Genomic DNA, 14,811 nt, shown 5'->3' with positions numbered 1-14,811 from the left:
GTCGTCGCCGGCCGCGGCGGCCAGGCCGGCCCGCCCGGCGAGCGCGACCGCGCGCGGCCAGCGGCATGGCAGCGGCGCCGCGGCCTCCTCCAGCCAGTCGCACAGCTCGGCAGCCAGCGCCAGCTCTCCGGCGGCCAGCGCCGCCTCGATCGCGCCCGCCGCCCATGGCACGACGCACGGCTCGCGCAGGCCGACGGCGCGCACCGTGGCGAACAGCTCGCCGAAGGCGCCGGCGGCCTCGGCCGCGCGGCCGGCGGCGAGCAGCCCCTCCGCCTCGACCCAGGTCAGCCAGATGCGCACGAAGAACGATCCGGCCGCCGGCAGCGCCGCCGCGGCGCGCGCGCTGTCGGCCGCCTCGGAGGTCAGCCCGAGCAGCTGCCGGGCGCGGGCGCGGAGCATCAGCAGGTGCGGCCGCATCAGCGGGTCGACGTCCAGCTCCGCCTCAATCCGCTCCAGCTCCTCCAGCGCGCCGCCGGGATCGCCGCGGTGCAGCTGCGCGCCGACGGCGATCAGCAGCAGCGGGGCGGCGGCGCGCACCGCCCCGGCGTCGCGCAGCGTCGCGCTGCCGTGCTCGATCGCCGCCGCGCCCGCGTCGAAGCGCTCGGTGATGCAGCAGCAGGCGGCCTGCAGCAGCGCCGCGTTGAACGACGCGGCCGGATCGTCAGAGCCGGCGCCCAGCCGCCGCCGTTCGCGGTCGGCGAAGCGCTCGATGGCGGAAACGCCGGAGGGATCGCCGGCCTGCAGCAGGTACTGGCCGCGGGCAGCCTCCAGCAGCTCGCGCTCGGCCGCGCCGGCCGCCGGCGCCAGCTCGGGCGCGAGCGCTTCCACCCCGGCCAGCGGCCCGCCCAGCTCCCAGACGACGTGCGCCCGCTCCAGCAGCAGCGCCGCCGACGGACCGGATCCCTGCTCGCGCGCCTGTGCGACGAGGTCGTCGTAGCTCGCGCGGCCGTCCTCGAAGCGGCCGGTGTAGGTCTGCGCGCGAGCCGCTCTCAACAGCGCGCCGGCCCGGCCCTCGAGGTCGAGCGGGAGCCGCAGCAGCCGCGTGTAGCGGGCGAGCGCCTCGTCGGGCCGCCCGGCGGCGAAGAGCGCGTCGCCGAAGCGCGCCAGCAGCGCCGGCGGCGGAGTCGGCTCCGCCAGCTCGACGGCGGCCGCGAACAGCTCCAGCCCCCGCTCGGCCGAGCCGCCGAAGACCGCCTCCGCCGCCCGCGCGATCGTCTCGACCGCGCGTGGGTCGCCGACCGCGCCGGCGGCGACGGCGTGGGGCGCGGCGGCGACGACGTCGCCGCGCTCGCGCAGCCGCTCGTAGGCGCGGCCGTGCAGCAGCGCCCGCCGCCCGGGCGCGAGCGTCCCGTCGATCGCCGCGGCCAACGCCGGCAGCGCGAAGCGGACGGTGCCGCCGTCGGCGCGCAGCAGGCCGGCGGCGACGAGCAGGTCGAGCACGGCGGCGAACTCCGCCGCGTCGCTCTCCGCGACCGCGCGCAGGTCAGCGCTCGGCAGCGGGACCGCCGTGCCGTCCGCGGCCGGCGTCGCCAGCAGCACCGCCGCCGCCTCGGCGCAGGCGCGCGCGTGCTCGGGCAGCCCGGCGAACGCGCGGGCGAGCAGCTCGCGTGACGGGAGCGTCGCGACGGCCGCGACGACCATGGGCAGCTCGATCACCGTTACAGAGCGCTCACGCGCCAACTCGTCGGCGAGCGCCGCGGCGGCCGGCGGCCAGCCGCGCAGCGTCGCGACGAGCGCGACCGGCCGGCCGGCGAGCCGCCGCGTCAGCAGCGCGAGCAGCTCCAGCGAGGCGTCGTCGGCCCACTGCACGTCATCGAGCAGCAGCACCGTCGGCCCCGCCGCGCTCCATCCGTCGAGCAGCCGTCGCGCCGTCGCGACGAGCGGCGACGCGGACAGCAGCCCGCCGTCGGAGGAGCCCGTCAGCTGCTCCGCGAAGGCGAACGGCAGGTCGCGCTCCAGGACGCTGCCGCGCACCGCCACGACGGCGATCGCGCTGCCTTCGGCGGCGAGCGAGCGGGCCCGCCGCAGCAGCTCCGTCGTACGGCTCAGCAGCGACGCGCGCACGAACAGCGCTCGTCCGTCACCGGCGCGCGCCGCCTCGAGCGTCTCGCCCAGCGCCCGCCGCACCAGCTTGTCGGCCTCGTCCATCGTCGCCGCCCTCTCCCGCGATCCGTCGCCACCTCGACCGTCGCCGTCCCCTGCCAGGGACCGTTCGACCGCAGCCAACGATACCGGCGCTTCCCAGGGTCGCCGCGCTTGACGATCCGGAGCAATCCCGGATGCAGCAGCGCCCCGGCGGCCTCACGCTTCAGCGCCATGCGAGCTCGATTGGCGGCAGGGCTGATCGCGGCGAGCGCCGGCGCATGTGCGCCCGTGGCAGGAGCCGCCGACGGCTCCGCCGCGGCGACCGCGCCCCGGCTCTCGCTGCTGACCCCGGACAACAACGTCGACGTGCGCGTGGAGCACTCGACCCTGGTCGTGCGGCTGCGCGCGAACGGTCCCGGCTTCCGCGCTCGGCTCGACGGCAGGAACGTGACGGGCCGCTTCGGCAGAGCGGTCGGCGGCGTGCGCACCGCGCGGCTCGTACGCGGGCGCGACTTCCGCATCGGTCGTGGCAGCTTCACCGCCGCGGTCGGGAGAGCGGGCACGCGCGGCCTGCGCACCGCCGGCTTCACCTTCGTCGCCTGGCGGCGCGACGCGCGCCCGCCGGTCCTGACGCCCCGGCCCGTCGTGCGCGACGGCCGCGACGAGCGCTCCGCGCTGACGCTCGACGTGCGCGCGCACCGGCGTGTGCTCGGCTACCGCCTGTGGGTCAACGGCCGCCTCGTGCGCGACCAGCTCGACAGTCCCCTCAACGGCGCGGGCGAGCGCGGCGGTCGCTTCCAGCTCGGCGCCCACCACGGGCTGCGCTTCGGCGCCAACCGCGTCACGGTCGCGCTCGACGAAGCCGGCCATCGCTTCCAGCGCGTCACGCGCACGGTCCGGGTCGGGCGCGGGGCGCCGCTGGTCAGCGCCGGCCGCGACCGCCGCTCAGCTCCCGGCCACGCGGTCGTGCTCGACGGCTCGCGCTCGCGCGGCGCCCGCAGGGGCACGCGGCTCGTCTACCGCTGGCAGCTCGTCGAGCGGCCGCGCGGTGCCAGAGCACGGCTGGTCGGCGACACCGGCAGACGGCCGCGGCTGATCGCACGCACGCCCGGCCGCTACCGCGTCCGGCTGCACGTCGTCGAGGCGCGGCCGGCCCGCGACCGCGGCGCGCCACGGCAGACGGGCGCCCGCGCCGGCGCCGCCCAGAGCGAGCAGCCGAGCACGCCGCTGACGCCGGTCAGACCGCAGCGGCCGAGCACGCCGCTGACGCCGCTGCCGGCGACGCTCGAGCCGCTGCCGGCGACGCTGGAGCCGGTCAGCCCGGTCACGATCGACGACGTCGCCGTGGGGGTCGGGCCGACCGACGACCCGATGGGCGTCCCGATCCAGACGATCGGCGGCGACGGCGCGATCAAGGTCGGCGACCGCTCGCTGCCGACCGCGCCCGGCAAGTGGCTGCACGTCGTCGCGCTCGACGAGAGCTACACGACGACGCTCGGCGACGCCTCCTTCGCGCCGAACGAGCTGAAGCAGGCGCAGAGATTCGTGAACGGGTACAGCAACGGCGCGCTGATCGTGATGACCGTCGCGACCGCCCAGAACCTCGTTCACCCGACCCCCTGGCAGCCGAACCGCAAGGCCAACTTCGACTGGAAGACGTTCCACGCGCTGATCGCGAGCGTCGGCGGCCTGACGGACAGCCCCGACGGCTGGACGTCGCTCAGCAACTCGCACTGGTCGCTGATCGGCAAGCCGGGCATGAACCCCGGCCAGGCGCACCAGAGCATCGGCGTCACGCAGGCCGGGCTGCCCGGCTTCCAGGGCGGGTCGAGCGGTCGCGGCGGCACGCTCAACGGCTACCTGCAGACGGTCAACAACGTCACCTACTCGTACGTCTCGCCGGAGCTGCTGCCGATCGACACGGCCGCGCCCGGCTCCGACCTCTACACGCGCAACGTGATCGCGATCGGCGAGCAGAGCTACCAGTCGGCGCAGATACGCGACGGCGACACCGCGGCGCAGCTGCTCGTGCTCGACGCCAGCGGCGGTCTGCGACCGCTCGTGCAGGCGACCTTCACGATCATCCAGGCCGGCGGGACCGCGCTCGACGGCGCAGCCGGGAACCCGGCCGGCGGCACCTACGGCAGCGGCGTGAAGGGGCTCGCGGCGACGCTCGAATACGCCAACCGCACGCTCGCCCGCCAGAGCGTCGTCGTGCTGCAGACCTTCGGCCGCGGCCAGTACTGGGGCAACACGCCCAACGGCTCGCCGAGCTGGGTCAACGACGACGTCGGGGCGCCGAACCTGGGCGCCTGGAAGGGCGGCCAGTTCGTCTCCAACGACGGCACCGACAACCCCAACAACGCGCTCTACAAGGTCTGGAACGCGGCCGGCCCGACGGTCGCCGGCCAGGTCGGCGTGCTCTCCAGCCCGGTCGGCCACGACGTCGTCTCGGGCTTCGGCGACGGCCAGGACAACCAGGGGGTCGCCAACGGCGGCCTGACGGTCGTCGGCTCCACGCACCCGTTCGACGGCCGCGCCAGCCGCGTCCAGGGGCAGACCGGCAACGTCCAGTCGAACGCGCGCATGGTCGGAACGCTCGCGCGCACCAGACAGGGGCAGTGGACGGTCCGCACCGCCGTCTCCGACCCGGCCTTCGAGCCCTCCGCGCTGTGGGAGCTCGCCTTCCAGCCGCGGACCGCGTGGCCGTACTCCAACAGCCCCGCCTACCAGGCGGCCAACCGCTGGATCTCGAACCAGCTGTTCAACGGCGCTGGCTCGCCCGACGTGCGCGACCACTACCGCGACACGTCGCCGACCTGGTCGACGGTCGCCGCGACGACCCGCGGGCTCGGCTACCCGGGCGGCGACGTGCCCTTCAGCGCGAGACAGTTCACCGACCTGCGCGACCAACTCGCGACGGAGATGGACTACGTCTCGAACATCAGAGGGCTGGTCGACAGCTGGGACGTGATCTACGACGAGGAGGCGCTCGCCGGCTTCGTCGACCTCAGAAGAATCGCCAGCAACGTCGCGGAGAACTCGCGCGTCAACGCCGAGAAGCGCGACAAGAAGCAGGCGGAGCTCGACTGGCTCGACGTCAGCGACTACTCGCTCGAGGTCGCCTCCGGCCTGCTCGGCTTCACCCCGCTGGCGGAGGCGGCCGAGCCGCTCTCGCTCGTCGCCGGCGTGCTCGGGCTCGCCTCCGCGACGACGCCCGAATCGGAGCAGAGCGGCGGCGAGACGAACGGGGCGTCGCAGGCGATCCACGACCGCGCCGACATGCTCGGCACCGACCTGATCACGCGCTACACGAGCCTGAGAGACACGATCACGCACATCGAGCAGCTGCTCGTCAGCGACTGGGGCAAGCTGCAGACCGCCGGCAGAAACTCGATCGGCGCGTGGGCGCTGAACCCGAGAGTGTCGACGACGCTGCGCCAGTCGCTGGCGCTCAGCGCGACGCGCGAGTTCTACGCCTCGCTGCTGCCGCTCACCTACACGCAGTGGGTGATCGACCCGAACGCGACCGGCGCGACCGACGATCCGCGCTTCGGCCCCTCGGCGCGGACGCTGCCCGGCAGAACGTACCGCTGCTGGGGTGAGAACAACGACCCGACCAACCCGCCGCGCACGCATCCGTTCGCGAAGAACCCGGCCGGCTCGCTGCACTACAGCGTCGTCCACGGCTGGAACGCGCCGGGGAACACGACGCCGCCGGCGGCGGCCAACCAGTCGTACTTCATGCTGCGGGTGCTGAAGAGCAGCGATGACCCGATGGATGTCCGCACCGACAGCTGGCGCAGCGGCCTGCCGACGATCTGGGACGGCGGCAGCAACCCGACCTCGGCGCTGGTCGACCCGCTGTTCGCGCCGGTCAACAGAAGCGACACCAGCGGGATGCCGACGCAGCTGGGGATCGACAAGACCGAGTTCTTCGGCGACTGGAACAACGGCTGGGGGCAGCGCAAGGCGGTCTGCGGCTGAGCGACGCGCCCGGCCGGCCCGGCGAAGCCGGCCGGGCGCGCTGGCTCGGCGTCAGCCGCCGCCCGGCACGACGAGACCGGTCTCGTAGGCGATCACGACGAGCTGGGCGCGGTCGCGCGCGGCGAGCTTGGAGAAGAGCCGCGCGAGGTGGGTCTTGACCGTCAGCGGCGAGAGGATCAGCTCGTCGGCGATCTCGTCGTTGGCGAGGCCGCGGCCGACGAGCGCGAGCACCTCGCGCTCGCGCGGCGTCACCTCGCGCAGCCGCTCGCCCTCGCTGACGGCGCTCGCGACGGCGCGCCCCTGCTCGACGAACGCCTCGATCAGCCGGCGGGTGAGGCGCGGCGCCAGCAGCGCCTCGCCGTCGGCGACGACGCGCACGGCGGTCAGCAGGTCAGGCGGGTCGATGTCCTTGAGCAGGAAGCCGGAGGCGCCGGCGCGCAGCGCGCCGAAGACGTAGTCGTCCAGCTCGAAGGTCGTCAGCACGATCACGCGCGTGCCGGCCAGCCCCGGCTCGGCGGTGATCCGCCGCGTCGCCTCCAAGCCGTCCATCCGCGGCATGCGGATGTCCATCAGCACGACGTCAGGCCGCCGTCTGCGGGCCAGCTCGACGGCCTCGGCGCCGTCGACCGCCTCGCCGACGACGTGGACGTCGGACTGCGCGTCGAGCAGCGCCCGGAACCCGGCCCGCACGAGCGTCTGGTCATCCGCCAACAGGACGTTGATCACGGCCGCTCCCGCGGCAGCGTCGCCTCGACGCGCCAGCCGCGCTCCGCCCCGGGCCCGGCGGTCAGCGTGCCGCCGAGCGCCTCGGCCCGCTCGCGCATCCCGCGCAGGCCGGCGCCGGCCCCGCTCGTGACGGTCGAACTGCCGTTGCCGTCGTCGTCGACGACGATCCGCAGCCGCTCCTCCTCGGCGCGCGCGACGACGCGCACGCTGCGCGCGTCGGCATGCCGCAGCACGTTCGTCAGCGCCTCCTGCACGATCCGGTAGCTGGCCGCGTGCACGGGCGTCGAGACCGGCGCGTCGCGATCGACATCGACCTCGACGCGCACGCCGGTCGCGCGCAGCTGCGCGGCGACGTCGTCGAGGTCGGCGAGGCCCGTGGAGGGCTCGACGGGGGCCGCCTGCTCGGTGTCGCGCAGGATGCCGAGCGTCGCGCGCAGGTCGGTCAGCGCCTCGCCGCTCGTGCGCTTGATGTGCAGCAGCGCCTCGCGCACCTGGGCGGGGTTCTCGTCGCCGATGTGCGCGGCGACGCCGGCCTGGACGTTGATCCCCACGATCGCGTGCGCGACCACGTCGTGCACCTCGCGAGCGATCCGCAGGCGCTCGTCGCCGAGCCGGCGCTCCGCGTCGGCCTCGCGAGCGGAGACCTCGCGCTGCAGCGCGGCGCGGTTGTGCCACATCAGGTAGCCCGCGGCCAGCGCCAGCTCGCAGAGCGCGAGATTGCGCAGCGTGATCGAGACGAACTCGCCGCCGTCGTCGCAGAACGGCAGCACGCTCAGCATCACGCACGGCACGATCAGGACGGCCGCGATGATCGTCTGGCGCCGGCCGCGCTCGCGCGCCATGTCGAACAGCGCCCACGCGGGGATCAGGACGACCGTCGTCCCGGGTTCGAAGGCCCACAGCACGAGCACGGCGCCGGCGACCAGGAACGGCGCCATCGCGAAGAAGCCGAGCCGCTCGCGCAGGGCGAGCGGCAGCACGGCGACATAGGCGCACAGCACGTCGAACAGGCTCGGGTCGGTGCCCGGCTTCGTCGACAGCAGCCCGTCGAGCAACAGGATCGGCGGCAGGACGATGACCGGCAGCCAGCGCTGAAACGTCGGGTTGGCGAGGAGGCCGGTCACCGTTCGCATCGTAGGTGCTGCCGGCTCAGCCGGCGAGCGGCGCGGGGGCCGGGGCCGGGGCGGGCGGGCCTTCGCTGATCCCGATCCGCTCGTGCAGGCGCCGCAGCGGCCGCGGCGACCACCAGTTCCACTTGCCCAGCAGCGCCATCAGCGCCGGCACGAGCAGCGTGCGCACGACGAAGGCGTCGAGCAGCACGCCGACCGCGGTGGCGATCCCGATCTGCTGGATGAACGGGATCGAGCTGGTCGAGAAGACGCCGATCGCGACCGCCAGCAGGATCGCTGCGGCGGTCACGACGCGGCCGGTGCGAGCGAGGCCGACGGCGACCGCCTCGCGCTCGCTCTCGCCGCCGTCGCGCGCCTCCTTGATGCGGCCGAGCAGGAAGACGCCGTAGTCGGTCGAGAGCGCGAACACGAGCGCCGCCGTGACGAGGAAGTTGGTCGGCTCGACGCCGCCGTTGGAGGTGAAGCCGAGCAGTCCCTCGAGGCGGCCGTCCTGGTAGATGAAGAGCAGCGGCGAGAGCGCCGCGCCGACCGTCAGCGCGTTCATCACGATCGCCTTCGCGGGCAGCACGACCGAGCCCGTCATCAGCCACAGCACGAGGAAGGTCAGGCCGCAGAGGACGAGCACGGCGATCGGCAGCCGCGAGCCGATCGCCTCCTGCTGGTCGGCGAACTCGGCGGCGGGACCGGTGACCGCGGTCGGGAAGGCCGGGTCGAGCGCGCGGACCTCCGCGACCACGTCGCGGGCCGTCGCGCCGGCCGGGTCCCCGGGCACCGTCGCGGTCACCCGCCAGGTGTCGCGGCCGAGGTCGGCCGGCGGGGCGACCGATCTGACGCCGTCGAGCGCAGCGACCTGCGCGGCGAACGCGTCGACCGCGCTGGCCTCCGACGCCGGCGCGTCGATCGCGACGGTGACGGGCGTCGCGCCGGCGCCGCCGAAGTCGCGCTCGATCGCGTCGGAGACGACGCGCGAGCTCAGCTCGGCCGGCACCGAGGTCGCGTCGACCGGGGTCCATCTGACGCCCGCGGCGGGCAGCGCGACGACGAGCATCAACGCGGCCGTGACGGCGGCGACCGCGCCCGGCCGGCGCATCACGGCGTGGGCGAGCCGGTGCCAGCGGTCGTAGGCGACCGCGGCGCGCCGTTCGTCCTTCGGCAGCAGCTTGGCGCCCCAGATCGCCAGCAGCGCCGGCGAGATCGCGAGCGACGCGACCGCCGCGACGATCGCGACGCTGGCGCCGGCGATGCCCATCGACTGCGCGAAGCCGAGCGGGAAGAGCGTGAGCGTGGCGAGCGCGACAGCGACGGTCGCGGCCGAGAAGGCGACAGTCCGCCCCGCGGAGCTCATCGTCGTCCTGATCGCGTCGGCCGTCGAGGCGCCTGCGCCCAGCTCCTCGCGGAAGCGGGTGACGAGGAAGAGCGTGTAGTCGATCGCGAGGCCGAGCCCGAGGCCGATCACGAGGTTGAGCGCGAAGATGCTGAGCCCGTAGACCTCGTTGACGCCGCTCAGCACGAGGAACGTGCCGAGCACCGTCGTGATGCCGACGACGAGCGGCAGCAGCGCGGCGCGGCCGCGGAAGAACAGCAGCGCCAGCAGTATCAGCAGGGGGAAGGCGATCAGCTCGGCGCGAGCGAGATCCTCGGAGACCGTCTCGCCGATCTGCAGCCCGGAGACGGCCGCGCCGCCGACGACGACCCGCTCGTCGCCGTCGAACCTGCTCACCACCGCCTCGGCGACCTCCTCGTCGTCGACGGTCGCGCTGATCGTGCCGGTCACGAGCGCGGCCTCGCCGTCGCGTGACCTCCCGGCAGCGGTCGTCTCGACGATCCCTGGCACCGCCGCGAGCTCGTCCGTCGCGTGCCTCGTCCGTTGGGCGAGGTCGTCGGCGCCGCCCTCGACGAGCAGCACGATGCCGGGCGCGGACTGCTGACCGGTCGCGCGTTCCAACTGCGCGGCGGCGCGGCTGGACTCCGACGAGTCGGTCGCGAAGCCGCCGCCGGACTCGAGTCTGCCGGCGACGGGGCCGCCGACGAGCCCGGCGAGGACGAGGAAGAACAGGAGGAAGAGCAGCGTGCGGCGCGGTCGCGCGGCGGAGAGGCTGCCAAGACGTTCGAGCATGCCGCCATCGTCGTCAGCCGCCGATGCGCGCACATCGGCCTGAGACAGTCACTTCCCGGCCGGCGCCTACTCCTGGCGGAGTAGGACCGCCGCGACCGTGCAGAGGAAAGACCATCCCCCGGGCGAGGCGTTCGTGGTCAGTGTCCTGACATAGCGGTAGCGTGCCAACCCACATTCGGGTCGGACACGGAAGCCACCGGGGTCCCGTCGTCGGGCGCGGCCGTCCGGAGGAGTGCTCATGTCGAAGGTGCTCGCGCTCGTGCGTCGCCACGTGCTGGCGTTCGTGGCGTTGTTTCTGTTGATGGGAGGATCGGCCTACGCGGTCGCCGACCGGGTGGTGTCGAGCGCGAGAGCGCCGCCGAAGATCTACGCCTGCGTCGCGAAGCAGACCGGGGCGCTGACGCTCTCGAACGCGAAGCGCAAGTGCGCGGCCGGGCAGCGCAAGATCTCCTGGAACGCCGAGGGCACGCGCGGGCTCGCCGGCCTCCCAGGCGCCAGCGGAGCGGCCGGCGCGCCCGGCGCGCAGGGTCCCAGAGGCGACGCCGGCCTGGCGGGCGCACAGGGCGAGAGAGGCGCGCAGGGCGAGACAGGCGAGCGGGGCGAAAGAGGCGAAAGAGGCGAGCAGGGCGAGACAGGCGAACGAGGCGAGCAGGGCGAGACGGGCGAGCAGGGCGAGACAGGCGAGAGAGGCGAGCAGGGCGAAAGAGGCGAGCAGGGCGAAAGAGGCGAGCAGGGCGAGACAGGCGAGCAGGGCGAGAGAGGCGACAGAGGCGAGACAGGCGCTCAGGGCCCGCCCGGCGACGGCGCGCTCCTGACCTCCGGCGCGGAGATGACACTGACGACGACCTCCCTTGGGCTCGTGGGAGTCCCCGGGCTGCTGCCGCTGTCCGGTCAGCTCGGGACGGCTCCCTCCGCTCAGCTCAGCGGCGGGATGCTTCAGCAGGTGGACGCGCTGGGAGTGACGCAGATCTTCCCGCGCGACGGAGTGCTGACGGAGCTGGCGGGCTGGTTCTCGCTGAGAAACGCCATGAATCTCGTCGGCACGACGGTGACGGTCGAGGCGCAGCTGTTCACCGCGACCGGCTCCGATGGAACGTTCTTCCCAGTGCCCGGAGCGATGTGCACCGCCGCACCGGGGCTGACCGGAGTCCTCGCGACCGGCACGATGAGCGCATGCCGGACGAGCGGCCTGGCAATCCCGATCGCGGCCGGCACGCGCGCCGTCGTGGTGGTGTACGCGACCGCGACCGGGGTCTCGCTCGCACAGACGGTGGCACTGCAGAGCGCCGTCAGCATCGGGGTCTCGTAAGGGCGGGACGGCCGCGAAGGCGCGCCCCGTGCGCGCCGCGGCCGGCCGATCTCGCCAGCGAGCTGTCGCCGGTCGTCGAACGAGCGGCCAGTTGAAGCAGGCGCGTCTACGGAATGCCGGGCAAGCGTCCGATCATGCCTGCGGAACCGGCGCCGGCGGTCGCTCGGCGGGCGCCCCGAACGAATCGAGATGCATCCGGATGCCGCCGTCGATCCTTGTCGCATACGCCAGCAGAGGCGGGTCGACCCGCGAGGTCGCCGAAACCGTCAAGCGGATCTTCGACGCCGACGGGGAGCCGGCGGCGATGCGGCCCGCGCTGGAGGCGAAGGACCTATCCGGTTTCACGGGCGTCGTGCTGGGCGGATCGATCTACCGCGCGGCGCTGCAGCAGGAGGCGATGCTGTTCCTCAAACGGCATCACGAGACGCTCCAGCGGGTGCCGCTGGCGATCTTCGCGCTCGGGCCGATCAGGGACGATCCCGACGAGTGGGTCCGCTCGCGCAGACAGCTCGACGCCTCGCTCGCGGAGCTGCCCGGACTGCGCACGCGCACGATCGCGATCTTCGGCGGCGTGATCGTCCCGCACCGGCTGCCCCACCCGATGAACCAGCTGCCGCCGTCCGACCACCGCGACTGGTCCGCGATCAAGGCCTGGGCGCGCGAGGCCCGCGCCGCGCTCGCACGGCCGTGAGCGCGACGGCGCACGCGCCGCGTCGACCGCCGCGGCTGTAGCGCCCGCGCGCCACGCCGACACGCGACCTAGGTCCCTTATCGCCGCGTCGGCGCCGCCCTAGCGTTGCGCCCGACTCCAGCTTCGGGAAGGCCGCGCCATGATCACGCCCACCTCCGCCTTGCGGACCGCCATCGCCTCCGGCTTGCTGCTCGCCTGCGGCTCCGGGACGGCGCTCGCCGCGACGAACGCCGTCACGTTCGCCACCCCGGGCGAGTATCCGATCGTGATCCCCAACGGCGTGACGAGACTGCACGTCGTCGCGATCGGCGGCCGCGGCGGAGAGGGCACCTACGGAGTGGACGGCGGATTCGGCGCCCAGGTCACCGCCGACCTCCCGGTGACCGGGGGCGCGACGCGCTACCTGCTCGTCGGCGGCAACGGCGAGACCGGCGTCAACAACGCCGGCGCCGGTGGTGGCGGTGGCGCGTCTGATGTCCGCACCGCGCCGTCGTCGGCCGGCCTCACACCCGATCTGCGGGTTCTGATCGCCGCGGGCGGCGGCGGCTCCGGGTGGGGGTACAGACGCGGCGCCGAGGGGACGGCCGGGTACGGCGGCAACGCGGGCGCGCCGGGCGGCAACTCGCGGCAGAACACCTACCCCAACTCGATCACGACCGGCGGCGGTGGGGCCGGCACGGCGGTCAGCGCGGGCGCCGGCGGCACCTCCGGAGCCGTCGACACCGGGGGCGCCGCCGGCGCTGCCGGATCGCTCGGTCGGGGCGGCGAGGGCGCCTACGCCTACGAGGAGAGAGGTTGGTCGCTGGGCGGCTTCAACGGCGGCGGGCACGGCGGCGGCGCCACGACCCCGGTCGGAAACGCGTCCTCTACGGCGGCGGCGGAGGCGGCGGCGGCCTGCACGGGGGCGGAGGCGGCGGCGGCGTCATGATCCCCGGCTCGAACTTCCGCAACGGGTTGGGCGGTGCCGGTGGCGGTGGCGGATCCAACCTCGTCCCCGCCGGCGGCAGCGCCGTCACGGACACCGTGGGCACGGGGTCGATCACGGTGAGATTCGACGACACGACCGCGCCCGTCGTGAGCCTCGACGCGCTCCCGGCGCGAGCCGCCGGCTCGGTCGCGATCAGCGGGACGAGCGGCACCGTCCTCGGCGACGGCGGCGTCACGATCAAGGTGTACGCCGGCGCGACCGTCAGCGGCACCCCGGTCAGAACGCTCGCCGCGAACCGCAACGCGACCACCGGCAGCTACGCCGCGTCGCTCAGCGGTCTCGGGTCGGGACAGTACACCGTGCAGGCCGAGCATCGACGGCGCCGGCCACGGCGGCCTGAGCGCCGCGCGGACGGTCGTGATCGACACCGTGGCCCCGCTCGTCTCGCTCACGTCGCCATCGGATGGCACGCTCACGAACGATCCGACGCTGTCGTTCAGCGGCACCGCAGGCACCGCGCCCGGCGATGACGCCGAGGTGCGGATCGAGGTCCTCGATGCGAGAAGAGCCGTGGTCGAGACCGTGAGCGCCCAGCGCAACGCGACCACGGGCGCGTACGCGGCCGCGATCTCGTCACCGCTCGCCGACGGCGCGTACACCGCGGTCGCCAAGCAGTCCGACGACGTCGGCAACAGAGGCAGCTCGAGCAGCATCGGGTTCCGGGTCGACGCACACGGACCGGTGCCGTCGCTCTCGACGCAGCCGGAGGCGCGCACGCGGGTCGCCACGCCGACGTTCGCCGGGACGGCCGGCACGGAAGCGGGCGACACGCCCGCGGTGAGCGTCCGGATCCACGCCGGCACGGCGGCGTCAGGCACGCCGGTGGCGACGCTCGAGAGCACCGTCGACGGCAGCGGCCACTTCCAGGTCGTCGCCGGCCGGCTCGCGGACGGGACGTACACGGCAGCGGTCACGCAGACCGACGGCGCCGGCAACCTCGGCAGCTCGCCGCCCGCGACATTCACCGTCGACACGACGGCGCCCGCGCTCACGCTCACCACGCCGTCGCCCGGCGGACGGGCCGCGCCGAAGCCGGAGTTCGCCGGCATCGGCGGCATCGCGTTCGGCGACAGCGCGACGGTGACGATCACGGTTCACGCCGGATCGGCCGCGACGGGCCCGCTCGTCCAGACGCTTGTCGCGACGCGCGACCCGCAGTCCGGCGCCTACCGCGCGACGTCGCCGTTCGACCTCGCCACCGGGACGTACACCGCCGTGGTCGCGCAAGCCGACGACGTCGGCAACGAGGCGGCGACCGCGGCGCGCACGTTCTCGGTGGACACGACCGCAGCCGACAGACCCGCGGACGACAGACCAGCGGGCGAAAGACCCGCAGTCGACAGACCCGCAGCGGACCGGACCAAGCCGGTCCTGAGCCGCGTGAGCCTGAGCCCCGCTCGGTTCAAGGTCGGCACGGCGAAGACGGCGCTGACGGCCAGCGCCGCCAAGGCGCTGAAGCGCGGCACCAGCGTGCGCTACACGCTCAGCGAGAGCGCCACGGTCACGCTGGCGATCGCACGGTCTGGTCAGCGCAAGACCGTCGGCACGATCACGCCCCGGAGCAAGAAGGGCGCCAACCGCATCGCGTTCAGCGGCCGCCTCGGCTCGAAGGCCCTGAAGCCCGGCCGCTACGTCCTGACGCTCTCCGCGGTCGACGCTGCCGGAAATCGCGGCGCCGCGAAGCAGGTCAGCTTCCGCATCGGATGAGCAGCCGCGTGGGACGGCAGGGCCGGTAGCGCACGACGAGCCGCTCGGCCCGGAACGGAGAAAGCCCCGCTT

Annotated in this window: 9 protein-coding genes; 5 read left to right on the top strand and 4 right to left on the bottom strand. The window is 74.3% G+C overall.

Going from position 1 to position 14,811, the window contains the following annotated elements; genetic code table 11:
* Positions 1-2,148 (bottom strand): AAA family ATPase (locus R7226_RS09155; RefSeq protein WP_318596768.1); only part of this gene is annotated, 2,148 nt, incomplete at its 3' end.
* 225 nt (positions 2,149-2,373) lie between these two features.
* Here R7226_RS09155 and R7226_RS09150 point away from each other — a divergent pair.
* Complete coding sequence (locus R7226_RS09150) at positions 2,374-6,072, top strand: hypothetical protein (protein ID WP_318596767.1); 3,699 nt, start codon at positions 2,374-2,376, stop codon at positions 6,070-6,072.
* A 51-nt stretch (positions 6,073-6,123) separates the two neighbouring features.
* On the opposite strand, the gene R7226_RS09145 is transcribed toward R7226_RS09150, so the two are convergent.
* From R7226_RS09145 to R7226_RS09135, 3 genes are read right to left on the bottom strand one after another with little or no spacing between them, the layout of a single operon-like run.
* Entirely contained in the window at positions 6,124-6,798 is a 675-nt protein-coding gene (locus R7226_RS09145) for a response regulator (protein ID WP_404827799.1), read from the bottom strand.
* Complete coding sequence (locus R7226_RS09140) at positions 6,795-7,922, bottom strand: sensor histidine kinase (RefSeq protein WP_318596765.1); 1,128 nt, start codon at positions 7,920-7,922, stop codon at positions 6,795-6,797. The genes R7226_RS09145 and R7226_RS09140 overlap by 4 nt, the downstream gene beginning before the upstream one ends.
* Before the next feature lie 25 nt (positions 7,923-7,947).
* Positions 7,948-10,044: an MMPL family transporter gene (locus R7226_RS09135; protein ID WP_318596764.1), complete on the bottom strand. Its 2,097-nt coding sequence runs from the start codon at positions 10,042-10,044 to the stop codon at positions 7,948-7,950.
* 238 nt (positions 10,045-10,282) lie between these two features.
* On the opposite strand from R7226_RS09135, the gene R7226_RS09130 reads away from it, so the two are divergent.
* The 4 genes from R7226_RS09130 (at position 10,283) to R7226_RS09115 (ending at position 14,739) form a co-directional block, all read left to right on the top strand.
* Positions 10,283-11,353, top strand: coding sequence for a hypothetical protein (locus R7226_RS09130; RefSeq protein WP_318596763.1), 1,071 nt, complete (start codon positions 10,283-10,285; stop codon positions 11,351-11,353).
* A gap of 199 nt (positions 11,354-11,552) precedes the next feature.
* Positions 11,553-12,044, top strand: a complete 492-nt coding sequence (locus tag R7226_RS09125; RefSeq protein WP_318596762.1) for a flavodoxin domain-containing protein — start codon at positions 11,553-11,555, stop codon at positions 12,042-12,044.
* Positions 12,045-12,183: 139 nt separating this feature from the next.
* Entirely contained in the window at positions 12,184-12,972 is a 789-nt protein-coding gene (locus R7226_RS09120) for a hypothetical protein (protein ID WP_318596761.1), read from the top strand.
* Between the two features lie 417 nt (positions 12,973-13,389).
* Positions 13,390-14,739 carry an Ig-like domain-containing protein gene (locus R7226_RS09115; RefSeq protein ID WP_318596760.1) on the top strand — a complete coding sequence of 450 codons (1,350 nt, stop codon included), beginning with the start codon at positions 13,390-13,392 and terminating at the stop codon, positions 14,737-14,739.
* Positions 14,740-14,811: the final 72 nt, after the last annotated feature.

It is taken from the genome of Conexibacter stalactiti (genome assembly GCF_033542075.1).
Lineage (GTDB): Bacteria > Actinomycetota > Thermoleophilia > Solirubrobacterales > Solirubrobacteraceae > Conexibacter > Conexibacter stalactiti.
This window is presented reverse-complemented; position numbering and strand designations above follow the sequence as displayed.

Coding starts and splice junctions, on each gene's coding strand:
- R7226_RS09130 (WP_318596763.1), top strand. CDS start 10,283: ATGTCGAAGGTGCTCGCGCTCGTGCGTCGCCACGTGCTGGCGTTCGTG.
- R7226_RS09120 (WP_318596761.1), top strand. CDS start 12,184: ATGATCACGCCCACCTCCGCCTTGCGGACCGCCATCGCCTCCGGCTTG.
- R7226_RS09135 (WP_318596764.1), bottom strand. CDS start 10,044: ATGCTCGAACGTCTTGGCAGCCTCTCCGCCGCGCGACCGCGCCGCACG.
- R7226_RS09125 (WP_318596762.1), top strand. CDS start 11,553: ATGCCGCCGTCGATCCTTGTCGCATACGCCAGCAGAGGCGGGTCGACC.